This is a genomic window from Pseudomonas sp. 5Vm1k, assembly GCF_056161485.1.
The window spans coordinates 205,440-226,993 of sequence record NZ_JBSPCZ010000004.1; the positions used below are offsets into that span (position 1 = coordinate 205,440).

The following is a 21,554-nucleotide window of genomic DNA, read 5'->3' on the forward strand; positions in this document are numbered from 1 at the left end:
GTTTCTCTCGTCTCATGCCCGCTATTACTACAGACCTGCCTGCCCTCGCCCAATCCATCAAGGACTGGGGTCGCGAGCTGGGCTTCCAGCAAGTCGGCATCAGCGGCCTGGACCTCGCCGAGCATGAGCAGCATCTGGAGCGCTGGCTCGCCGCCGGCTACCACGGCGAAATGGATTACATGGGCGCCCACGGCAGCAAACGCTCGCACCCGGAAGAGCTGGTGCCCGGCACTTTGCGTGTAGTGTCCCTGCGCATGGACTACCTGCCCGGCGACACGCAAATGGCGCAATTACTGGCCCAACCGGAAAAGGCCTACGTATCGCGTTATGCCTTGGGCCGCGACTACCACAAATTGATCCGTAAACGCGTGCAACAACTGGCCGATAAAATTCAGGCCGAAATCGGCCCCTTCGGTTTCCGCGCGTTTGTCGACAGCGCCCCGGTGCTCGAAAAAGCCATCGCCGAGAAGGCTGGCCTTGGATGGATCGGCAAAAATACGCTGGTCTTGAATCGCAAGGCCGGCAGTTATTTCTTCCTCAGCGAACTGTTTGTCGATCTGCCGCTGCCGGAAGACCCGCCCCACTCCACCGAACATTGCGGTCGCTGCACCGCATGCCTGGACATCTGCCCGACCAACGCCTTCGTTGGTCCTTACGTACTGGATGCCCGACGCTGCATTTCCTACCTGACCATCGAACTGAAAAGCGCGATCCCGGAAGAGTTGCGGCCATTGATCGGCAATCGGGTGTTCGGTTGCGATGATTGCCAGATCGTCTGCCCGTGGAACCGCTTCGCCCGTCCGTCGGGCGAAAGCGACTTCAAGCCACGGCACAATCTGGATAACGCTGAGCTGGCGGAATTGTTTATGTGGGACGAGGAGAAGTTTCTCAGCAGCACCGAAGGTTCGCCGCTACGCCGGGCGGGTTATGAGCGCTGGTTGCGCAATCTGGCGGTGGGTTTGGGAAATGCACCGTCGAGTATTCCGGTGCTGGAGGCGTTGAAGGCTCGCAGGGATTACCCGTCGGAGCTGGTGCGCGAGCATGTCGAATGGGCCCTGAAACAACACGGCCTCGCGTAGGAAATATGTAGGAGCTGTGTAGGAGCTGTCGAGTGAAACGAGGCTGCGATCTTTTGACTTTGATTTTTAAAAAACAAGATCAAAAGATCGCAGCCTCGTTTCACTCGACAGCTCCTACAAGAGACCGCGTGACTTCAGGCCTCGTCGTTGTAGACGAACTTCGGCATTTCCCAATGAAACCGGATCGCCAGCAACCGCAGCAAAAACCCGCCAAACAAGGTGATCAAGATCGCCTGCTCACCCGGTAATTGCAGATAAATGCAGAGCATGTAGCACCACGCCGCCGCGAAGGAGACGCTGGCGTAGAGCTCGCGGCGGAATATCAACGGGATGTCGTTGCAGAAGATGTCCCGCAGGATGCCGCCGAAAACTCCGGTGATCACGCCGCTGACCGACGCCACCAGCATGCCGTGGCCCATTTCCAGAGCGGTCATGCAGCCGATCAGGGTGAATGCCACCAGGCCGACGGCGTCGAGCACCAGAAACAGCGAGCGCAAGTGGCGCATCCAGCGGGCGGTGAACACCGTGAACATCGCCGCGACCGAAGTCAGCACCAGGTATTCCGGGTGTTTGACCCAAGTCAGCGGGTAATGGCCGAGCAGCACGTCGCGCACCGAACCGCCGCCCAGGGCCGTGACGCAGGCGATCAGCACCACGCCAAACCAGTCCATGCCACGCCGGCCGGCGGACAAGGCACCGGTCATGGCTTCGGCGGTGATAGCGATCAGGTAGAGCATCAGCAACATGGCGGCGGTCCTGGCAGGAAGGCGCGCAGTCTAGCCATTTAGGGGCGGCACCAAAAGAGGGCGCCGTTACGCGAGCCCTTGTAGGAGCTGTCGAGTGAAACGAGGCTGCGATCTTTTGACGTTAATTTTTCAAGATCAAAAGATCGCAGCCTCGTTGCACTCGACAGCTCCTACAGGGGGCAGGGTTGCCAGATCAGAACTTGATGAAATGCTTGCGGTAGTGCTGCAGCTCAGCAATCGACTCGCGGATATCGTCCAGCGCCAGGTGCGTGCTGCCCTTCTGGAAGCTGTCGCGCACGCCCGGCGCCCAGCGTGCGGCCAGCTCTTTGAGCGTCGACACGTCGAGGTTGCGGTAGTGGAAATAGCTTTCCAGGGATTTCATGTGCGTATAAAGGAAGCGACGGTCCTGGCAGATGCTGTTGCCGCAGATCGGCGATTTGCCCTTCGGCACCCACTTTTCCAGGAAGGCGATGGTTTCGGCTTCGGCTTCGGCCATGCTGATGCGGCTGTCGCGAACCCGTTGGGTCAGGCCCGAACCGCCGTGTTGACGGGTGTTCCACTCGTCCATGCCAGCAAGAATCGCGTCGCTGTGGTGGATCGCGATCACCGGGCCTTCGGCCAAAGTGTTCAGATCACTGTCGGTGACAATGGTCGCCATCTCGATGATGACGTCGGTATCAGGGTTCAGACCGGTCATTTCCAGGTCGATCCAGATCAGATTCTGCGGGTTTTGCATGTGTCGGCTCCTAGGCAATGCTGCGCAGTTTAGCCTAGGCAAGTAGCCGGGCGTGCTAAACTCGCGGCCGTTTTACCTAATCGCTGCATTCTTGATACGGAACACCCATGGCCAAACGCCAACTCAATCGTCGTCAAAACTGGCGCATCGAAAAGATTCAGGGCGAACGCGCTGCCCGCGCCGCCAAACGCGAGTCCTCGGCTGTCGAGGCACTTGAGGGCGGCGACCTGGGTCCGGAACAGACCGGCCTGGTGATCGCCCACTTCGGTGTGCAGGTCGAAGTCGAAGCCCTCGATGGCGATTTGGCCGGCCAGGTATTCCGCTGCCACTTGCGCGCCAACCTGCCAGCGCTGGTGACCGGCGATCAGGTCGTCTGGCGTGCCGGCAACCAGGGCATTGGCGTGATCGTGGCGCAACTGCCGCGTAAAACCGAACTCTGCCGCCCGGACAGCCGTGGCCAGCTCAAACCCGTAGCGGCCAACGTCGACATGATCGTCATCGTCTTCGCCCCGCTGCCCGAGCCCCACGCCAACCTGATCGACCGCTATCTGGTCGCCGCTGAGCACGCAGGGATTCGTCCGCTGCTGCTGCTCAACAAATTCGACCTGATCGATGAGCAGAACGCCCCGGCGCTGAATGCCTTGCTCGCGGTTTACCGCACGCTGGGCTACCCGGTGCTGGAAGTGTCGGCTCACCACGGCAACGGCATGGAGCAATTGCAGGAACAACTGGACGGGCGCATCAGTGTGTTCGTCGGCCAGTCTGGCGTCGGTAAATCATCGCTGGTCAACAGCCTGCTGCCGGAAGTCGAAACCCGCGTCGGCCCGTTGTCCGAACTGTCCGGCCAGGGCACGCACACCACCACCACCGCGCGGTTGTTCCACTTCCCCGGCGGCGGTGAGCTGATCGACTCCCCGGGTATCCGTGAATTCGGCTTGGGCCACGTCAGCCGTGCCGACGTCGAAGCCGGTTTCATCGAGTTCAACGACTTGATCGGCACCTGCCGCTTCCGCGACTGCAAACACGACCGTGAACCGGGTTGTGCCCTGCTCAAGGCGCTGGAAGATGGCCGCGTGCAACAGCAACGGATGAACAGCTATCGCTCGATCATCGCCAGTTTGCCGGAAACCAGCTACTAAACAGACACGATCGCAGCCCTGACCTTGTCGGGCTGCCGCTCGTTCGCTTTTTCCTACACAAGCCCCTTCAAAATTAAACGTCAGACTGTTCTGTAAGGCGTTTGCACGCCAGCTCGTAGGACATGTCTCTTTAACGTCCAAGGCCTTGTTACGGCCGCTCAAGTCCCTACATTCAAGCCCTCATCGCACGTTGGCGATACCGAGGGACACCCATGCAAACCTATCATTTGTTCATCAGTCATTCGTGGAACTACTCCGACACACACGACAATCTGGTGCGTCTGCTGAATGCGCACCCGACGTTCACCTTCAAGAACTTTTCGGTGCCACCCGAGAACCCGATTATTGGTGCAAAAACCGACAAGCAACTGATCGAAGCCATCGAAAACAAGATCCGCCCGTGCTCGGCGGTGCTAATCATGGCTGGCATGTATTCCACCTACAGCAAGTGGATCAACAAGGAGATCGAGATCGCCAAGCGCATGGGCAAGGTGATCATCGCAATCAAACCGTTCGGCGCCGAGCGTATTCCAACGGTAGTACGTGATGCGGCACACGCGGAATGTGCATGGAACACCAACAGCATCGTCAACACGATTCGCTTGCATACGGCGGTGTGAACATGCGCAAGGGATTGTTTATTGGCATCAACCACTACCAGCATGTTTCACCGCTAAGCGGTTGCAACAACGACGCCATGGCCATGGCTTCGGTATTGGAACGTCACGCCAGCGGACGACCCAATTTCAGCAGCAAAGTCCTGACTTCAGCCGAGGACGACCTTTCACTGACGGCCATGAAACAGCACATCCAAAGCCTCTTTTCCGGCGATTGTGATGTGGCACTGCTGTATTTCGCTGGCCACGGTCAATTCGATACCAGCATCGACGAAGGGCTACTGATCCCTCAGGATTTTGCACCGGGCGGTGATGGCATTCGCATCAGCGACATATTGAACTGGGCGGACAACGCCCCGCAGATCAAGAACAAAATCATCATCCTCGATTGCTGTCAGGCCGGTGCTGCCGCAGCGATGCGCGGGTTGCGCGGTGGCAACAGCGTGGTCGGCGAAGGCATGACCATCCTGACCGCCTGCAAGAAGGAGCAGTCGGCGCTGGAAAGCCGAGGCCACGGTGTATTCACCGACCTGCTGTTACAGGCTTTGCACGGTGGCGCGGCCAATGTACTGGGCAAGGTGACGCCGGGCAGTGTGTATTCGTTTGTCGACAACGCGCTCGGCGCCTGGGAACAACGGCCCGTGTTCAAGACCAACGTTTCGCAATTCGTCCCGTTGCGCGAAGTCGCGCCGCTGATTGCCGAGGAGACATTGCGCAAGTTGAAAGACTGGTTCCCGGAGCCGAGTTATGTCTTCCCGCTGGACCCCAGCTACGAGCCCACCGAAGCAGCGTTCGACCCGGATAATGGCGAAATCTTCAAACAACTGCAGAAGTGTAACCGCCACAGCCTGATCGAACCTGTGGATGCCGAACACATGTACTACGCCGCCATCCACACCACGGGCTGCCGCCTGACGGCGCTCGGCGCCTATTACCGTGAACTTGCGATCAAGGGACATTTCTGATGCCAGTGTTTATCAGCTACCGCCATATGGATCGGCCACAAGCCATCGCTATCAATAACCGATTGATACAGGCCAACATCAAAACCTATCTGGACGTGCTCGATCCTGAATCGCAGACCACCGACGACATCACCGGGGTCATCACGCGCAACATCAGTGACTGCACACACCTGCTGGCGGTAGTGTCCGAGCGCACCGCGCTGTCGTGGTGGGTGCCGTTCGAAATCGGCGAAGCCACCATCAGCAATCGGCGAATCTGCTCGTTCAAGACCGGCCCAGCGGAGTTGCCGTTGTATCTGGATAAATGGCCGAAGCTGACCTGCGAAAAGGACATTGAATTTTTTATTGATGCCTACCGCGACGAGGTGATGTCCAAACGCTCGATGATGCTGGACTCGATCAGCGAGTCACTGCGCAGCACCTACAAGAAAAACGCAGATATCTTTCACGACCAGCTGAAAAACCGGGTTCGAAGAGGTTTTTGACACGCATAAAGTGACTCGCTGTAAGAGCGAAACCCTAAGCGGCCGTTACCGCAGAAACGGATATGCTCACCACCCTCCCCCCTTGGAGCCTGACAAAAAGCTTTCGCGAGCAGGCTCGCTCCCACAGGGACCGTGCCCACGCTGAAAATAGATCAGGAGAACGCGTGCGCCCTAGTCAGGCCGGCTATCAGGCCACCTCGCGGCGCTGTTGCGATGCACGCCCCCTCGAGAGGCCGAGTGGAGGTTCTGCGCAGTGGGCAACCCGGCATGGATGCCGGGTTAGCCGGCCCCGGACATGGATGGCCGATGGCGGCGGGCCCACGGAGCAGGACCGGAACGAGGGCATGCCGAGCCTGGGCGAGGCACCGAACGAAAGGGGCAAAAGCGCTTTGGTTACTTTGGCGCTCTTCCAAAGTGACCCGCTGTAAGAGCGGAACCGTAAGCAGCCGTTACCGCAGAAACGGATATGCGCACCATCCAAAAATAGATCGACTCGAAGGCCGCCATCGCGAGCAAGCTCGCTCCCACAATTGATCGATGTATATCTGCAAAAGGTGGGTCGGCTATCAGGCCGACTTCGCGGGCAAGCCTCGCTCCTACAGGGGCCGAGCCCCCGCTGAAATGAAAGCCGCACAAAAAAGCCGACATCACTGTCGGCTTGATTATTGAGTCAGGACACCGCGGCCGGCGGTTTTGGTGCGACAACCTTCGGCTCAGGCTTCTGAAACGGATAAAGATGCTGACGCACAATCCCGCCCGGCAAGTCCTTGCCAAACACCCCGTAACGCACCGGCCATTCTTTCGGTGGCAACTTGAAAGTGCCAAACAGCATGTCCACCAATGGCGTGTGGATCGCGTAGTTCTTGTAGATGTAATCCTTGTGCCGGGCGTGGTGCCAATGGTGATAACGCGGCAGGACCATCAGATAATTCAGCCAGCCGCCGTTGATGCGCACGTTGGCGTGGGCCAGCACAGCCTGGACGCCGACCAGAATCACGTAGGCGTTCAACGCCTGTGGCGCGAAACCCAGCAGCATCAATGGCACCAGCACGCCGGTGCGCGTCAGCAGAATCTCGACAAAGTGCACCCGCGAACCGGCGAGCCAGTCCATGTGCGTGCTCGAGTGATGCACGGCGTGGATGCGCCACAGCCACGGCACCACATGATAGAGGCGATGCAGCCAGTACTGACCGAGGTCGGCCACCAACACCGCGAGGAAGAACTGCACGACAATTGGCAAGCTCTGGACGCTGGCCTGCAAGCCCGGCGACATCGCCCAACCTGCGACATAGCTCGACGACGCGGTGATGAAAATCAGGATGAATTGCACCAGCATATGACTGACGAAAAAGTAGGTCAGGTCGGTTCGCCAGTGCGGGCGCAGGATGTTTTGCTCAGGGTCCTTGGAATAGAGTTTTTCCAAAGGGATGAAGACGATGGCCGATACCAGCAGCGCCAGGACGAACCAGTCCAGCCCCAGCGAGTAAGGCGTCTGCCCGATCGAGCTTATCTGCACATTGGTACCACCGAGAAACACTGCCAGCCCTGAAGCGACAAGCCCGGTGATCCCCAGGCGCTTGCGCTTGTTGAGCAGGATATTCAGGGTGCCGAGGCTGAACGACAGCACCAGCCCGAGCAGCAGCGTAGTGCGCGCAAATTGCTCGTCGTAGACCTTGCGCAGTTCGGCGGTGGTCAGCCATTCGGGGAACAGGAAACAGAAAACGGCTAGCAGGCTCAACAACCCGAGCGTGGCCGAGATGTAGCCACTGACTCGACCTTCACCAAACTTGAAGGGTGCGTTGCCGTGCCGCTGAAAATAGGACTTGAGTCTTTCCATAACTGATCTTCCATGATTCCAAAAAACTGAGCCGAGTCATCGCGACGCAGTAGTGACGCAGCCAGAAACAAAAAAGCCACGATCACCGTGGCTTTTTTGCGGGTTATTGCTTGGGCGGTTCAGCCGGTTTAGCGGCATCACCCGGCTTCGGCGCTGGATCTTCAAACAGATTCAAACGCTCGCGAAGCTCATGGGCCGGCACGGGTTGCTTGTCGGCGGGCAAGGCATTCGGATCAACCGGCTTAGCCGGCGCATTCGGTGCTTCACCCGGTGCTCCCTGCCCCGGTGTTGTCGTCGGGTCAGCACCTTGCGCCCCTTCGATGGCAGCCTGGGCCTTCTTGGTCAATACGACGATGTCGATACGGCGGTTAACCGGGTTGAACGGGTTCTCCCGATCGAACAACGCCGACGAGGCATAACCGACAACCCGCGCCACTTGCGATTCCGGGTAGCTACCGGCGACCAATGCACGGCGGGCGGCGTTGGCACGGTTGGCCGACAATTCCCAGTTACCGAAATCGCCGGTGCCCGAGTACGGCTTGGCGTCGGTGTGACCGCTGATGCTGATCTTGTTCGGCACCGCTTTGATGGTGTCAGCCATGGCCAGCAGGATGTCTTCGAAGTACGGCTTCAGACGCGCACTGCCCGAGTCGAACATCGGCCGGTTGTCCGCGTCCATGATCTGAATGCGCAAACCGTTCGGTGTGATTTCGAACAGAATCTGGTCCTTGAACTTCTGCAACTGCGGGTTCTCATCGACCTTGTTCTGCAGTTCTTGCAGCAACAGTTCCAGGCGTTCTTTCTCGACCTGTTCGGCCATGCCTTCGACCTGATCGGTATCGACGGTGACCTTGTCCGGTTGCGGCTGGGATTTCACCTCGGGGTTGAGGGTGTTTTCCGGTGCCAGGGTCGGTGTGCCGCCCAGATCAATGATGTACGGCGTGCCGCTTTCGGAGAAGCCGACCGGGTCTTTGAAGTAACCGGCAATGGCGATCTTCTGTTCTGGCGTGGCGGTGGACAGCAGCCACAACACCAGGAAGAACGCCATCATCGCCGTCGCGAAGTCAGCGAAGGCGATTTTCCAGGCGCCCCCGTGATGCCCGCCGGCAATGCGCTTGACGCGCTTGATGATTATCGGCTGATTATTTTCCATGACTTAGCGACCGCGAACCGCTTGTTCCAGCTCAGCGAAGCTAGGACGGTGCGCCGGGTACAGAACCTTGCGCCCGAACTCCACCGCCAGCGAAGGCGGCATGCCGGAAGCCGACGCCACCAACGAGGCCTTGATGGCTTCGTAGACGTTCAGTTCTTCCTTGGCATCGTGGGCCAGGGAATGCGCCAGCGGGCCGAAGAAACCGTAGGCCGCGAGAATACCGAAGAAGGTACCAACCAGTGCCGCACCGACGTGCAAGCCGATGGATTTCTGGTCGCCCTCGCCCAGGGAGGCCATGGTCACCACGATACCGAGTACCGCCGCGACGATACCGAAACCCGGCATGGCGTCGGCGATGCCGTTCACCGCGTGGGACGGGTGCTCCAGGTCTTCCTTGAGGCTGTAGAGTTCCATGTCGAACAGGCCTTCCAGCTCATGGGGAGCCATGTTGCCGGAGGACATGATGCGCAGGTAATCGCAGATGAACGCGGTCATGCGCTCGTCTTTCAAAACCGCTGGGTACTTGGCAAAAATCGGGCTCGCAGAGGCATCTTCGATGTCGCCTTCGATGGCCATCATGCCTTCGCGGCGGCTCTTGTTGAGGATCTCGTAGATCAGGCCCAGCACTTCAAGGTAGAAGGTGTGGGTGAAGCGCGAACTGAACATGCCCAAGGATTTCTTGAGCACGTGCATGGTCATGTAACCGGGGTTGGCCTGCAGGAATGCGCCAAGGGCCGCACCACCGATGATCATCACCTCGAAGGGCTGAATCAGGGCGGCAATTTTGCCATGGGAGAGCACGTATCCGCCGAGCACGCTCGCGAATACGACGATGATGCCGATTAATTTAGCCATAGGTAGGAGAGCACTTACTGAGTCGGGTTCAAGGTCATATTCGGAAGTTAAAAAATCTCTTCTTCTACTTATCGGCAAAACTGCGCCAGACTATAGCCAGTTCAGGCGAAAAGCCAATTTAGCCCGCGCCGGGCGTGTTTACAGCCAATGATGATCCCGTCCAGCCATGGCTAACGAAACGAACGTTCCAACTCCAAAACCGACCACTCTCGAAGGCTGGGTCAAGCTTCTCGATGGCGTGCGCCTGCCGGTTCCGCAAGAGAGTCATGACCGCGTCTGCTCAGCCATTCGCAATAACCGCAGCTCGCTGCGCGACATTGCCGAATTGATGCAGGAAAGCCCGGCCCTGGCCTTGAGCGTGATTCGCGAAGCCAACCGCCACACCCACGGCAGCATGACCGAGCCTGCGGAAAACCTCGACGTGGCGCTCAATCGCCTCGGGTTGAAACGCACCGAAGAACTGCTCGCGCGTCTGCCCGCCGAACCTCAGTCCGAAATCCCGACAGCCCTGCGCCAGTTGCAACTGATCAGCCAGCACGCGACGCAACAGGCCAACGGTTTTTTCGCCAATCGCCTGGCGCGACTGTGGCAGGACATTCACTGGGGCAGCCTGCTGTTTCTCTCGCCGCTGTGGCCGATGGCACTGACTCATCCGCACTTGCTCGAAGAATGGGAACTGCGGGTCATCCATAAAGGTGAGTCGGCGCGCAAAGTTGAAAAGCAGTTGTTCGGCGTACGCCTGCTGGACATCTGCCTGGCACTGGTGGACATCTGGCGGTTGCCGATCTGGGTGCAGCAGGGTTATCGCCTGCTGTTGAACGAGCAGCGGGAGCTGGTGAAAGTCCTGCGCATTGCCCGGGACAGCGATCACCCGCTGCGCCAGCAGAACCGCCTCGACGACGATCCGACACTGCGCCGCTGGCTCAACCAACCGGCCAACACCGTGCTACTGGCCAACGGTCTGGCGCTGTCGGCGCAACAGGCCTGGGACTGCCCGCACAGTCAGCGCTGGCAATACCTGACCAGCCTTTACCTGCAAATATCGATGGATGAGGTGCAGCAACAGTTGCACCAACAGGCCGCCAACAGCGCCCGTCAACACGCCATGCCCGACCTCTGGCACCCGGCGGTTTCGCTGCTTTGGCCGTGGGGCATGAACCGGGTCCACGCCGGTTTGCTGCCAGCCCCGGCACCAACCGCTGAAGACCTGACCAAGTGGCGCAAACAATGCGCCGAACTGCTGGTGGAGCCGAGTCGTTTCACCAACGCGATGCATCTGACCACTTCGGCGCGGGATGCGCTGGTTGCCTGCGGCATGCGTCGGGTGATGATCCTGATGGCCGACCGCACCCACGCCAATCTGCGGGTGCACCAGACCGCCGGATTGCCGAAAGAAGCCGCCGGCCTGAATTTTTTGGTCAGCCAGAGCAGCGTGCTGCAACGCTTGCTCTCGCAACAGGCCCAGGTGCGTATTACGCCAGCCAACAATGCCCAGTTTTCGGCTCTGCTGCCGGCCAGCCTGCGCGCGCAGTTTGGTGGCGAACACCTGTTGCTGCGCTCACTGGTCAACAATGGCCGGGTGATCATGGTCGTTGTGGCGGACCAGGGCGGCGGGCCGTTCTCGGAAATCACCGTGCAAGCCTTCGGTAAAACCGGGCAGTGCATTGAAAAAGCGCTGCATAGCTTTAGCACCCGCGGCCAATAAGGCTGCGCTACAATCCCTCCCTTTGTGCTCTGGAGACCTCACATGTCTGACTTCTCTGGCTTGCCGCTGGTGATCGAGCCGAGCGACTTGCTCCCGCGTCTCGACTCCCGCGAACTGATTCTGGTGGACCTGACCAGCAGCGCCCGCTATGCCGAAGGGCATCTGCCCGGTGCGCGTTTTGTCGATCCGAAACGCACGCAACTGGGTCAGCCGCCCGCGCCGGGCCTGATGCCGCCGCACCCGGCGCTCGAGGCGTTGTTCGGTGAACTGGGCCATAACAAGGATGCGGTCTACGTGGTCTATGACGACGAAGGCGGCGGTTGGGCCGGACGTTTTATCTGGTTGCTGGATGTCATCGGCCACAAAAAATACCACTACATCGACGGCGGTCTGCCGGCCTGGCTGGCAGAAGGTTTGCCGATGTCGATCCAGATTCCGGCCCCGGTCGGCGGCCCGGTTTCACTGACATTGCACGATGAACCCACCGCCACCCGCGAGTACCTGCAAAGCCGTCTCGGCGCCGCCGACCTGGCGATCTGGGATGCCCGCGGGCCGCTGGAGTACTCCGGCGAGAAAGTCCTGGCTGCCAAGGGTGGGCACATCCCCGGCGCCGTGAATTTCGAATGGACTGCCGGCATGGATCAGTCGCGCCACCTGCGCATCCGCACGGACATGCCGCAGATCCTCGACCAACTCGGCATCACCAAAGACAAAGAAATCATCACCCACTGCCAGACTCACCACCGTTCTGGCTTCACTTATCTAGTGGCCAAGTCCCTCGGTTATCCGCGGGTCAAAGGCTACGCCGGCTCCTGGGGCGAATGGGGCAACCATCCCGACACCCCCGTAGAGATTTAAGGTTTTTAAGGACAGTTAATGAATAAGCGTTTGTTTATCCTCAGCCAATACCTGCTGCCCCATCACTTGCTCTCGCGACTGGCCGGCTGCATTGCCGAATGCCGTGTGCGCTGGTTCAAGAACGCCTTCACCGCGTGGTTCGCCAAGCGTTATCAGGTGGACATGTCCCAGGCTCTGGTTGAAGACCTGACCGCCTATGAACACTTCAATGCGTTCTTCACCCGCGCCTTGAAAGACGGCGCTCGCCCATTGGACGAAACCCCAGGCGCAATCCTCAGCCCGGCCGACGGCGCGGTCAGCCAACTCGGCCCGATCGAGCACGGCCGCGTATTCCAAGCCAAGGGCCACAGCTTCAGCGTGCTGGAATTGCTCGGTGGTGATGCCGCGAATGCCGCGCCGTTCATGGGCGGTGATTTCGCGACGATCTACCTGTCGCCGAAGGACTACCACCGCGTGCACATGCCGCTGGCCGGTACCCTGCGCGAGATGGTCTACATCCCGGGCCGGATCTTCTCGGTCAACCAGACCACCGCCGAAAACGTCCCGGAACTGTTCGCCCGCAACGAGCGTGTAGCGTGCATTTTCGACACCGAGCGCGGGCCGATGGCCGTGGTGCTGGTGGGCGCGATGATCGTGGCGTCGATTGAAACCGTGTGGGCCGGGCTGGTCACGCCGCCGAAACGCGAGCTGAAAACCTTCCGCTACGACGAAGCCGCCCGTGCGCCGATCCACCTGGAGAAAGGCGCGGAACTGGGTCGCTTCAAACTGGGTTCGACCGCCGTCGTGCTGTTCGGGCCGGACCAGGTCAAGTGGGTTGAAGGCCTGGGCGCAACGTCGCCGGTGCAGATGGGCCAGGCGCTGGGCTTGCCGAACGCTTGATCTATTGAGTCGAACCCCACAAGGGTTCGGCGCCTCCGGCCTCGACCCTCATCTGTAGGAGCACGGCTTGCCGGCGAAGGCGTCCTTGAGATCGCCTTCGCGGGCAAGCCTCGCTCCTACAGGGGTCAGGTCAGCGAAAATACCTCTCACTGCCATAACTGCTACAGTCAGGTCATTCACTGCCCATTTCCCGGTTGGAGTTTTTCCACGGCATGAATGAGACCAGCCCCCTACTGTTGCTGCGCGCACCGATCCCAGTTGGCTTGCGCCTGTCATTCTGCGAACCCACCCCGCGCGACCTCAAGCGCTGGATCGGCAACCTGCCCAAAGCCAACATCGGCGAAACCGCTCGCCAGTTGTATCAAGGCTTGAGCGAACTCAATCAGCTGCTGACCCCCAGCGACAATCGCCTGCAACTGCTCGAACTGTTGCGACCCGAGGTGTATTACGTCTGCAAACACCTGGAGCGACATTTCCTGCATCAGGCGATTGTCCTCGACGAGCGTTCGCGCAAGATCGCCAACCTCTGCCAGGCGCTGCAAAGCCATTTGGCGATTGGCTATAAACAGATTGTCCTGCGCATCTCGCCCCGCTTCAGCAAGGACCGCGCACCGCTGCTCACCCAGGCGTTGCAACGGGCAATCCATTGCCTGAACGGCCCGTTGATCCGCGCCACCCAACTCTATTGCCCGGTGCCAGAGGGTGTGTGGCTGGAACTGCATCAGCTCTATCGAATTGGCTGCGCGCATCGGCTGCAAAACCTCAGCGTGCGCGATCAACTGGCCAGTCAGACCCAAGACCTGAGCATCGAACAGACCTACGTGGCGGCCCTGTTGTTGGGCGCCTCGCGCTGCAATCAACTGCGCCAGAACCAGATCGCCCGGCTCGCCGAGGTGCTGGAGCCCTGGAGCAAGTGGATCAAGCTGCAACCCGGCAAACCTGGCAATGAGCTGTTTGCCATCGCGCCAGAGCTCGACACCGGGCCGCGCTATCGCGCCAAGTTCCGCGCCGAACAGCAGGAGAGCTTGCTGGGTATCGATCCGCAACCGCTGGTGGCGGCCATCGAGGCCCGGCTGCTCAATCCGGACGACAACGCGTTGTCCGTACCGACCGGGCTGAACCTCGACACGCTGCAACACCTGCACGCGGCCTGGGGCCAGGCCGCCGAGCGCAGTTTCCAGCGCACTCCTGGCCAGGGCACCCTGACCCTGTGTGTGGGCATGAGCGCACTGCACTTTTACCTGGGCGGGCAGCGCTCGTTCAGCGACATCCTGAAAAACCCCGCCGGGCGGCTGGCGCAGTTTTCGGCGACCGCTCCAGCAGCCGGGGGCAAGGACGGTTGGAGTCAGGCTTTCGACGCAGCGCCAAGTGGCACCGCCGATGCCCTGCTGCCCTACGAAGAAATCGAATACCCGCAACTGCAAAACGACGACAGCCATGAGGCTGCCGACCGCAATCAGAGTTTCCCGACCTACGCGCTGCCGATCATTAATCACAGCCCTGGCGGCTATTGCCTGGCATGGCCCGGCGCCGTACCCGCCGAGTTACAGGCCGGCGAAATGGTCGGCATCGAAGATACCGCCGGCCAAGGTTGGAGCATCGCCGTGGTGCGCTGGATTCGCCAGGTGCGCGGCGGTGGAACGCAGATGGGCATCGAACAGGTTGCGCCGTACGCCGAGCCTTGCGGCCTGCAACTGGTGCGCACGCGGGACGATCACAGTCAGTACCTGCGGGGTTTGCTGCTGCCGGCCATCAGCGCGATTGACCTGCCCGCCACCCTGCTCGCCCCGCGTCTGCCGTTCCAGGAGGGCAACAAGGTGCTGATCAACACCAACGGCCAGGAACGTCGCGCCGGGCTGGATCGGCGGGTGTCGAGCACCAACAGCTTCAACCAGTTTGCCTATCGTTCACTGGAGGCGAGTAAAAACGAAAACGCCGCAGGAAGCGGCGTGGTCGGGGCGGAAGAGGATTTTGATTCGTTGTGGAAGTCGTTGTGAGTCTTGCCACAACACCTGTGGTGAGGGGGCTTGCCCCCGTTCGGCTGCGCAGCAGTCGTCAACCCGGATAACTCGGTGTGCCTGAAAGGATGCAGGGGGCCGCTTCGCGACCCAACGGGGGCAAGCCCCCTCGCCACAGAGGCCCGCTCAGACAATCAGGAACTCAGAGCTGCCCATCACGATCCCGAAAGCCCAGCAAATACAGGACTCCATCCAGTCCAAGCGTGGAGATCGCCTGTTTCGCCGACTGCTTGACCAGCGGCTTGGCGCGGAACGCCACACCCAGGCCGGCAATCGCCAGCATCGGCAGGTCGTTGGCGCCGTCGCCGACCGCGATGGTCTGCTCCAGACGCAAACCTTCCTTGTGCGCCAGTTCCTTCAGCAGATCGGCCTTGCGCTGAGCGTCGACAATCGGCTCGACCGCCACGCCCGTGACCTTGCCATCCACCACTTCCAGTTCGTTGGCGAACACGTAGTCGATGCCCAGTTTCGCCTGCAATTGCTTGGCGAAGTAGGTGAAGCCGCCAGACAGGATCGCGGTCTTGTAGCCCAAACGCTTGAGTTCGGCGAACAGGGTTTCGGCGCCTTCAGTCAGGCGCAGGGAGGCGCCGATAGAATCCAGCACGCTGACGTCCAGCCCCTTGAGCAAGGCCAGGCGCTCCTTGAAGCTTTCGCGGAAGTCCAGTTCACCGGCCATCGCCCGTTCAGTAATTTCAGACACCTGATCACCCACACCCGCCGCCTTGGCGAGTTCGTCGATCACTTCAGCTTCGATCAGGGTCGAGTCCATATCGAACACCGCCAGGCGACGGTTGCGACGGAACAGCGAATCTTCCTGGAAGGCGATGTCTACGTTCAGTTCCTGGGCCACGCTGAGGAATTCGGCGCGCAGGGCCTGCGGATCAGCCGCTTCACCGCGCACGGAAAACTCGATGCAGCCCTTGCCCTTGTCGGCCGGGGTGTCGAGCGGCATACGCCCGGACAAACGATCGATATGGTCGATGTTCAGCCCGTATTTGGCGGTGATCGAACTCACGGCCTGCAATTGCCCGGCGGTCACTTTGCGGGTCAGCAGGGTGACGATGTGGCGTTTTTTGCCCTGGTTACCGACCCATTGCTGGTAATCCTCTTCGGACACCGGCGTGAAACGCACCTGCTGATCGAGCTCATAGCCCTTGAACAGAATGTCCTTGAGCACCGACTTGCCCTGCTCGGTGTCAGGAATTTCAACCAGGATGCCGAACGACAGGGTGTCGTGGATCACCGCCTGACCAATGTCGAGAATGTTCACACCACCCTGGGCCAGAACGCCGGTAATGGCCGCAGTCAGACCTGGTCGGTCGACTCCCGTGATGTTTATCAGGACGATTTCGCGCAAGGCGCACCCCCGCAGGTGGAAAAAAACCGCATTCTACCCACTTTCAGTGACCATCGGGCACCGTCAGCGCTTTGCCGGTCTAGGGCCTGTCGCTATACTGCGCGTCAACTTCACGGACAAAAGAGCCGAGCTCAAGTGAACCGGCCCACGCCAGTAAAAACCGATAACTTCTTTCTGCTGATCTTCCGGGCACTGCGCCACCGCCGTGTACCGATTGCATTGCGCATTGCCAGCCATAACGTGATCCTGGTCGCTCTGGCCCTGGTGATCTATGCCTGTGTGATGGGTTTGCAGTTCAAGCAGGCCATGCACGAGCAAGCCGATGCGCTGGGCGAAAGCCTGACCACGCAGACGGCCACGTCCGCCACGGAGCTGTTGGTGTCCAACGACATCCTCAGCCTCAACGTGCTGCTCAACAACCTGACCAAAAACAAGTTGGTGGCCCACGCCGCCATCTATAGCGTGGATAACCGCATCCTCGCCGAATCCGGCCAGCGCCCCAAGCACAGCCTGTTGGGCGAAGCCGAGGGCATGTACGAGAGCAAGATCACTTTCCAGGACGTGACCGCCGGGCAACTGCGCATCAGCCTGGACATGGATCAGTTCCAGCAGCCGATGACCATCAGCCTGCAAAGCATGGGCATCTTGAGTGCAATTCTGCTCGCGTTGTCCCTGGCCTTGAGCCTGCGCCTGGGCCGGCACATCTCCACGCCGCTGATGCAATTGCGGGTCTGGCTGCGCAACATCGACGAATACACCCCGGCCACCGAGCGTCAGGATGAGATCGGCGACCTGGCGCGCCAACTGCACGCCAACTTCGCCCCGGAACCCGCTGAACCTGAGCCCGTCCCGGAGCCTGAGTTCGACGACGCCGATTACGATGAAGAGGCTGATCCGGCCTTCGAAGTGCGTAATCTGCGGGACCCGAGCTTTGACGAGACTAAACCGGTCGCTGGCCTCAAGCCTGCGCCGAAGCGCATTGTCAGCACCGTCGAAGACGATGACGATGATGACGCGTTCGCTGATTTGCGCGATGAGTCGGCAGACAATGCGCCGATAACGTTGGCCAAACCGGTGATTTCGAACGTGCCGCAGCACAGCGCGGTACTCGCCGTGCAACTGGGCGCTCAGGATCAACTGCGTCGCTTGCCACGCACGCGCCTTGAGGAACTGCTCAAGCGCTACCGCGACTGCCTCGATCAGGCGGCTTCGCTCTATCAGAGCGAACTGCACACACTGAATGATGGCAGCACGTTGATGCTGTTCCACACCGAAGACAGCGGCGACGATTACCTGACCAACGCCATCTGCTGCGGTGAACTGCTGCGAGCCCTGGGCCATCAGTTGCAGATCGAAGTCGCTGACAGCGGCATCACCCTGCAATTGCAGCTGGGTCTGACGTTGGGCGACGAGTTGTTCGGTCTGAGCCAGATTGACCTGTTGCTAACCGAGTCGGCCCAGGACGCCCTGGCCCTGTCGCAACACAGCCGCAACCTGCTGCTGGTGGAGCGCAAGATCAGCGACGACGCCCTGATCCGCCAGCGTGCACGAATCCGGCCGATCGCCAGCCCTGAAGGCGCCTGCTGTGTAGAGCGGTTGATGGAGCCTTATCCGTCGATGCTGGAACGGCAACTGGCGCGGATGCATGAGCGTCGGGCGTAATCGCCCTGTAATGAAAAAACCCGCAGACGAGTGATTGTCTGCGGGTTTTTTATTGCCTGTTCCGGCCTCTTCGCGGGCAAGCCCGCTCCCACACTGATCGTTCCCACGCTCTGCGTGGGAATGCCTCAAGGGACGCTCCGCGTTCCAGCCTCACCCACTTACAACGCCTGGCACCGATGTGACGCAGAGCGTCACGGGCTGCATTCCCACGCAAAGCGTGGGAACGATCATCTCAACCCGCAGAAACAACAAAGCCCGCATCGCTGCAGGCTTTGGGTTGAATCCATCCAGGCGTTTAGAACCTGAACACTTCCATATCGGTACGAATCGGCGAAGCCATCGGGATCTTCGGCTGCTTGTCCTGCTCGGCGGCAGGCGCTACAGGCTTGGGAGCCGGTTTACGCGGTGCTTCGGCAATTGGCGGCTGGTTGGCCAGTGGCTTCAGCGCCACGGACAATTGCTCGGCCAAACGCTGCAACAACACGCCTTGGGCCTGGACCTGAGCCGCAGTCCCGCCAGCATGTTGTTCTTGCAGGTGAATGATGCGGTTATCGCGAACCTGGCCACGACGGTCGATCAAACGCCATTGTGCATCTAGGATCGCCGGTTGCGACTCACCCGAGTCCAGGCGAGTAATCGTCAGCAATACCTGAACATCCGGGGTAAAGCCCAATGTCGCCGGCGCCAGTACGACGCGTTGACTGTCCAGATGACCGGCAACCTGACGCAACAGCAACTGGTCGATGTCCGAAGACAAGCTACCCGCCCAACGACCGTCGGCCGAGGCCTGGAGACTGCCATCCGGTTGACGCTGCAGCAGGGTTTCACGCTGCAGATAGTCGGCAATCGTTACCGGGCCCAACAATACAGCCATGCCAGCGCTTTGCGCAGGCTGAGCCGGACTTCCGCTGTCCAGCTGATACAACGACACCGGTTGGTGAACGCTGCAACCCGCCAGGCCAAGAACGCCAGCGAGCATTAAAATTAACGGAAGGCGCAGAGCAGTCATCGTCCCATCCAGGTGGTTGCCACAAGGCTAACCACAGTGAAAATACTCAATAAATATGAAGAACGCTCGGCCACGCCGGCGCTTGAAAGGCCATATCATCCGTGAATATGCGTTCCGACTCCAGCGGCAAAGCGCCGATCTACGGGTTAAATCGTAGATCAGCGCCTCTAGCACGCCTAATTGAGGTTTTCGACGAGCAGCGCATCTACCCTCTGGAAGCCACGTGGCAGTTTGTTACCACGACGCCCACGCTCACCTTTGTAGTGTTCGAGGTCGTCCGCCTTCAGTGACAAGGTACGTTTTCCGGCCTGTAGCACCAATGTGGCGCCATCCGGCAGTACGGCGATGTCCGTAACATATTCTTCGCGACTGGCCACACGCTCACCGGAGATCCCGATGATCTTGTTGCCTTTGCCCTTACCTAATTGTGGCAGGTCGCTGATTTTGAAGATCAGCAGGCGACCTTCGGTCGTGACCGAGGCCAGCCAATTGTTCTCACGATCGGTAACCGGGCGCGGCAGGATAACTTTCGAATTGTTCGGCAAGCTCAGCAGCGCTTTACCGGCCTTGTTCTTGGCCTGGAAGTCTTCACCTTTCACCACAAAACCATAACCGGCGTCGGAGGCGATCACGTACAGCGAATCGTCTTCCGGCATCAGCACGCATTCAAACGTTGCCCCTGGCGGCGGTGTCAGACGGCCGGTCAACGGCTCGCCCTGGCCCCGTGCCGATGGCAGCGTGTGCGACGGCACCGAATAGCTGCGACCGGTGGAGTCGATAAACACCGCAAACTGGTTGGAACGGCCCGGCGCCAAGGCCTTGAACCCGTCGCCAGCCTTGTAGGAAAGACCGGTAGCGTCGATTTCATGACCCTTGGCCGAGCGCACCCAGCCTTTTTCCGACAACACGACCGTCACTTTCTCGTTCGGCAGCAGGTCGTGTTCGGTGAGGGCTTTGGCTTCGGTGCGCTCGACGATTGGCGAGCGGCGGTCGTCGCCATAGGTTTCGGCGTCCTTGATCAGCTCGGTGCGCACCAGTTTTTTCAACTTGGCTTCGCTGCCCAGCAAGGCTTGCAGCTTGGCTTGTTCCTTGAGCAGTTCATCCTGCTCGGCACGCAGCTTCATTTCTTCCAGTCGCGCCAATTGACGCAAACGGGTGTCGAGAATGTAGTCAGCCTGGATTTCGCTCAGGGCGAAACGCGCGATCAGGGCTGCTTTCGGGTGTTCCTCGGTACGGATGATGTGGATCACTTCATCCAGGTTGAGGTAAGCGATCAGCAAACCGTCCAACAGGTGCAGGCGACGCTCGACCTTATCGAGGCGGAATTGCAGGCGACGACGCACGGTCTGCACCCGGAACTCCAGCCATTCGACCAGCAACGCCCGCAGGTTTTTCAGCTGCGGCTTGCCGTCGAGGCCGATGATGTTGATGTTGACCCGGTAGCTCGACTCCAGCTCGGTGCTGGCGAACAGGTGCTGCATCAACGCATCGTGGTCAAAGTTTTTGCGCGCGCCGGGAATGATCACGATCCGGCACGGGTTCTCGTGGTCGGACTCGTCGCGCAGGTCAGCGATCTGCGGTGCCTTGGACGGCTTGGCCTGCATCATCGCGGCGATTTGTTCCAGCACCTTGGCACCGGAGACCTGATGCGGCAGCGCGGTGACGATGATGTCGCCGTCTTCGATGTGGTACACGGCGCGCATGCGCACCGAGCCCTTGCCGGTTTCGTACATTTTCAGCAAGTCGGCGCGGGGCGTGATGATTTCCGCTTCGGTCGGGTAATCCGGGCCCTGGATATGTTCACAGAGCTGTTCGACCGTGGCTTTCGGCTCATCGAGCAAACGCACGCAGGCCGTCGCGACTTCGCGCAGGTTGTGCGGCGGGACGTCGGTGGCCATGCCCACGGCGATGCCGGTGGTGCCGTTGAGCAGGATGTTCGGCAAACGTGCCGGCAACACCAGCGGCTCGTCGAGGGTGCCGTCGAAGTTCGGGCCCCAGTCCGCGGTGCCCTGGCCCAGCTCGCTGAGCAGCACTTCGGAATAACGCGACAGCCGCGCTTCGGTGTAACGCATGGCGGCGAAGGACTTGGGATCATCCGGCGCACCCCAGTTACCCTGGCCGTCCACCAGCGTGTAGCGGTAGCTGAACGGCTGGGCCATCAGGACCATGGCTTCGTAGCAGGCCGAATCGCCGTGCGGGTGGAATTTGCCGAGCACGTCACCGACGGTACGCGCCGACTTCTTGTGCTTGGAATCGGCGTCCAGCCCCAACTCGCTCATCGCATAGATGATGCGCCGCTGTACCGGTTTCAGGCCGTCGCCGATATGCGGCAAGGCACGGTCCATGATCACGTACATGGAGTAGTTGAGGTAGGCATTTTCGGTGAAGTCAGCCAGTGACCGGCGCTCTACACCGTCCAGGCTGAGATCAAGGGAGTCGCTCATGCGGGCCTCA

General features: G+C 60.1%; 18 protein-coding genes. 10 read left to right on the plus strand and 8 right to left on the minus strand.

Features of this window, described 5'->3' with window-relative positions; translation table 11 throughout:
* The first annotated feature begins 14 nt into the window (after nt 1-14).
* Complete coding sequence (gene queG, locus ACWIKB_RS10115; RefSeq protein ID WP_475266531.1) at nt 15-1,079, plus strand: tRNA epoxyqueuosine(34) reductase QueG; 1,065 nt, start codon at nt 15-17, stop codon at nt 1,077-1,079.
* A gap of 134 nt (nt 1,080-1,213) precedes the next feature.
* Here the strand turns inward: queG and ACWIKB_RS10120 are convergent, their stop codons facing one another.
* Both ACWIKB_RS10120 and orn read right to left on the minus strand, forming a co-directional pair.
* Nucleotides 1,214-1,825 carry a trimeric intracellular cation channel family protein gene (locus ACWIKB_RS10120; protein WP_054053347.1) on the minus strand — a complete coding sequence of 204 codons (612 nt, stop codon included), beginning with the start codon at nt 1,823-1,825 and terminating at the stop codon, nt 1,214-1,216.
* 193 nt (nt 1,826-2,018) lie between these two features.
* A complete protein-coding gene (gene orn / locus ACWIKB_RS10125; RefSeq protein ID WP_475266533.1) occupies nt 2,019-2,561 on the minus strand; it encodes an oligoribonuclease in 543 nt (180 codons plus the stop codon).
* Nucleotides 2,562-2,668: 107 nt separating this feature from the next.
* Here orn and rsgA point away from each other — a divergent pair, with 107 nt between their 5' ends.
* The 4 genes from rsgA to ACWIKB_RS10145 all read left to right on the plus strand — a co-directional run bounded on the left by rsgA (nt 2,669) and on the right by ACWIKB_RS10145 (nt 5,767).
* Nucleotides 2,669-3,700, plus strand: coding sequence for a small ribosomal subunit biogenesis GTPase RsgA (gene rsgA, locus ACWIKB_RS10130; RefSeq protein WP_123510832.1), 1,032 nt, complete (start codon nt 2,669-2,671; stop codon nt 3,698-3,700).
* A 212-nt stretch (nt 3,701-3,912) separates the two neighbouring features.
* Complete coding sequence (locus tag ACWIKB_RS10135) at nt 3,913-4,320, plus strand: TIR domain-containing protein (RefSeq protein ID WP_475266536.1); 408 nt, start codon at nt 3,913-3,915, stop codon at nt 4,318-4,320.
* A 2-nt stretch (nt 4,321-4,322) separates the two neighbouring features.
* The gene (locus tag ACWIKB_RS10140; RefSeq protein WP_475266538.1) at nt 4,323-5,282 is read left to right on the plus strand and encodes a caspase family protein; all 960 of its coding nucleotides are present in this window, start codon (nt 4,323-4,325) and stop codon (nt 5,280-5,282) included.
* Nucleotides 5,282-5,767 (plus strand): toll/interleukin-1 receptor domain-containing protein, encoded by a 486-nt coding sequence (locus ACWIKB_RS10145; protein ID WP_475266540.1) that lies wholly within the window; start codon nt 5,282-5,284, stop codon nt 5,765-5,767. Before ACWIKB_RS10140 ends, ACWIKB_RS10145 begins: the two co-directional genes overlap by 1 nt.
* A 670-nt stretch (nt 5,768-6,437) precedes the next feature.
* Here ACWIKB_RS10145 and ACWIKB_RS10150 read toward each other — a convergent pair.
* The 3 genes from ACWIKB_RS10150 to motA all read right to left on the minus strand — a co-directional run bounded on the left by ACWIKB_RS10150 (nt 6,438) and on the right by motA (nt 9,612).
* Nucleotides 6,438-7,604: a sterol desaturase family protein gene (locus tag ACWIKB_RS10150; RefSeq protein WP_475266542.1), complete on the minus strand. Its 1,167-nt coding sequence runs from the start codon at nt 7,602-7,604 to the stop codon at nt 6,438-6,440.
* A 103-nt stretch (nt 7,605-7,707) separates the two neighbouring features.
* Nucleotides 7,708-8,757 carry a flagellar motor protein MotB gene (motB, locus tag ACWIKB_RS10155; protein WP_475266544.1) on the minus strand — a complete coding sequence of 350 codons (1,050 nt, stop codon included), beginning with the start codon at nt 8,755-8,757 and terminating at the stop codon, nt 7,708-7,710.
* A gap of 3 nt (nt 8,758-8,760) precedes the next feature.
* Nucleotides 8,761-9,612, minus strand: coding sequence for a flagellar motor stator protein MotA (gene motA / locus ACWIKB_RS10160; RefSeq protein ID WP_054053339.1), 852 nt, complete (start codon nt 9,610-9,612; stop codon nt 8,761-8,763).
* A 166-nt stretch (nt 9,613-9,778) separates the two neighbouring features.
* On the opposite strand from motA, the gene ACWIKB_RS10165 reads away from it, so the two are divergent.
* The 4 genes from ACWIKB_RS10165 (at nt 9,779) to ACWIKB_RS10180 (ending at nt 15,051) form a co-directional block, all read left to right on the plus strand.
* Nucleotides 9,779-11,317, plus strand: a complete 1,539-nt coding sequence (locus ACWIKB_RS10165) for an HDOD domain-containing protein (protein WP_475266546.1) — start codon at nt 9,779-9,781, stop codon at nt 11,315-11,317.
* A 42-nt stretch (nt 11,318-11,359) separates the two neighbouring features.
* The gene (locus ACWIKB_RS10170) at nt 11,360-12,175 is read left to right on the plus strand and encodes a rhodanese-like domain-containing protein (RefSeq protein ID WP_475266548.1); all 816 of its coding nucleotides are present in this window, start codon (nt 11,360-11,362) and stop codon (nt 12,173-12,175) included.
* 18 nt (nt 12,176-12,193) lie between these two features.
* Entirely contained in the window at nt 12,194-13,054 is an 861-nt protein-coding gene (asd, locus tag ACWIKB_RS10175) for an archaetidylserine decarboxylase (protein WP_054053334.1), read from the plus strand.
* Nucleotides 13,055-13,266: 212 nt separating this feature from the next.
* Nucleotides 13,267-15,051 (plus strand): molecular chaperone, encoded by a 1,785-nt coding sequence (locus ACWIKB_RS10180; RefSeq protein ID WP_475266550.1) that lies wholly within the window; start codon nt 13,267-13,269, stop codon nt 15,049-15,051.
* 163 nt (nt 15,052-15,214) lie between these two features.
* Here ACWIKB_RS10180 and serB read toward each other — a convergent pair whose 3' ends face one another.
* Nucleotides 15,215-16,429, minus strand: coding sequence for a phosphoserine phosphatase SerB (gene serB, locus ACWIKB_RS10185; RefSeq protein ID WP_475266552.1), 1,215 nt, complete (start codon nt 16,427-16,429; stop codon nt 15,215-15,217).
* Nucleotides 16,430-16,564: 135 nt separating this feature from the next.
* Here serB and ACWIKB_RS10190 point away from each other — a divergent pair, with 135 nt between their 5' ends.
* Nucleotides 16,565-18,091, plus strand: a complete 1,527-nt coding sequence (locus ACWIKB_RS10190; RefSeq protein WP_475266553.1) for an AhpA/YtjB family protein — start codon at nt 16,565-16,567, stop codon at nt 18,089-18,091.
* 295 nt (nt 18,092-18,386) lie between these two features.
* Here the strand turns inward: ACWIKB_RS10190 and ACWIKB_RS10195 are convergent, their stop codons facing one another.
* Together ACWIKB_RS10195 and parC are read right to left on the minus strand one after the other, a co-directional pair.
* Nucleotides 18,387-19,100, minus strand: a complete 714-nt coding sequence (locus ACWIKB_RS10195; RefSeq protein ID WP_475266555.1) for a PqiC family protein — start codon at nt 19,098-19,100, stop codon at nt 18,387-18,389.
* Between the two features lie 176 nt (nt 19,101-19,276).
* Nucleotides 19,277-21,544, minus strand: coding sequence for a DNA topoisomerase IV subunit A (parC, locus tag ACWIKB_RS10200; protein ID WP_475266556.1), 2,268 nt, complete (start codon nt 21,542-21,544; stop codon nt 19,277-19,279).
* Nucleotides 21,545-21,554: the final 10 nt, after the last annotated feature.

Bases quoted from the DNA above. Each gene is read 5' to 3' on its own strand.
- motB (WP_475266544.1), bottom strand. From the start codon at position 8,757: ATGGAAAATAATCAGCCGATAATCATCAAGCGCGTCAAGCGCATTGCC.
- ACWIKB_RS10135 (WP_475266536.1), top strand. From the start codon at position 3,913: ATGCAAACCTATCATTTGTTCATCAGTCATTCGTGGAACTACTCCGAC.
- ACWIKB_RS10150 (WP_475266542.1), bottom strand. From the start codon at position 7,604: ATGGAAAGACTCAAGTCCTATTTTCAGCGGCACGGCAACGCACCCTTC.
- motA (WP_054053339.1), bottom strand. From the start codon at position 9,612: ATGGCTAAATTAATCGGCATCATCGTCGTATTCGCGAGCGTGCTCGGC.
- rsgA (WP_123510832.1), top strand. From the start codon at position 2,669: ATGGCCAAACGCCAACTCAATCGTCGTCAAAACTGGCGCATCGAAAAG.
- ACWIKB_RS10195 (WP_475266555.1), bottom strand. From the start codon at position 19,100: ATGACTGCTCTGCGCCTTCCGTTAATTTTAATGCTCGCTGGCGTTCTT.
- ACWIKB_RS10170 (WP_475266548.1), top strand. From the start codon at position 11,360: ATGTCTGACTTCTCTGGCTTGCCGCTGGTGATCGAGCCGAGCGACTTG.
- orn (WP_475266533.1), bottom strand. From the start codon at position 2,561: ATGCAAAACCCGCAGAATCTGATCTGGATCGACCTGGAAATGACCGGT.
- asd (WP_054053334.1), top strand. From the start codon at position 12,194: ATGAATAAGCGTTTGTTTATCCTCAGCCAATACCTGCTGCCCCATCAC.
- ACWIKB_RS10140 (WP_475266538.1), top strand. From the start codon at position 4,323: ATGCGCAAGGGATTGTTTATTGGCATCAACCACTACCAGCATGTTTCA.
- ACWIKB_RS10120 (WP_054053347.1), bottom strand. From the start codon at position 1,825: ATGTTGCTGATGCTCTACCTGATCGCTATCACCGCCGAAGCCATGACC.
- ACWIKB_RS10145 (WP_475266540.1), top strand. From the start codon at position 5,282: ATGCCAGTGTTTATCAGCTACCGCCATATGGATCGGCCACAAGCCATC.
- ACWIKB_RS10165 (WP_475266546.1), top strand. From the start codon at position 9,779: ATGGCTAACGAAACGAACGTTCCAACTCCAAAACCGACCACTCTCGAA.
- parC (WP_475266556.1), bottom strand. From the start codon at position 21,544: ATGAGCGACTCCCTTGATCTCAGCCTGGACGGTGTAGAGCGCCGGTCA.
- queG (WP_475266531.1), top strand. From the start codon at position 15: ATGCCCGCTATTACTACAGACCTGCCTGCCCTCGCCCAATCCATCAAG.
- ACWIKB_RS10180 (WP_475266550.1), top strand. From the start codon at position 13,267: ATGAATGAGACCAGCCCCCTACTGTTGCTGCGCGCACCGATCCCAGTT.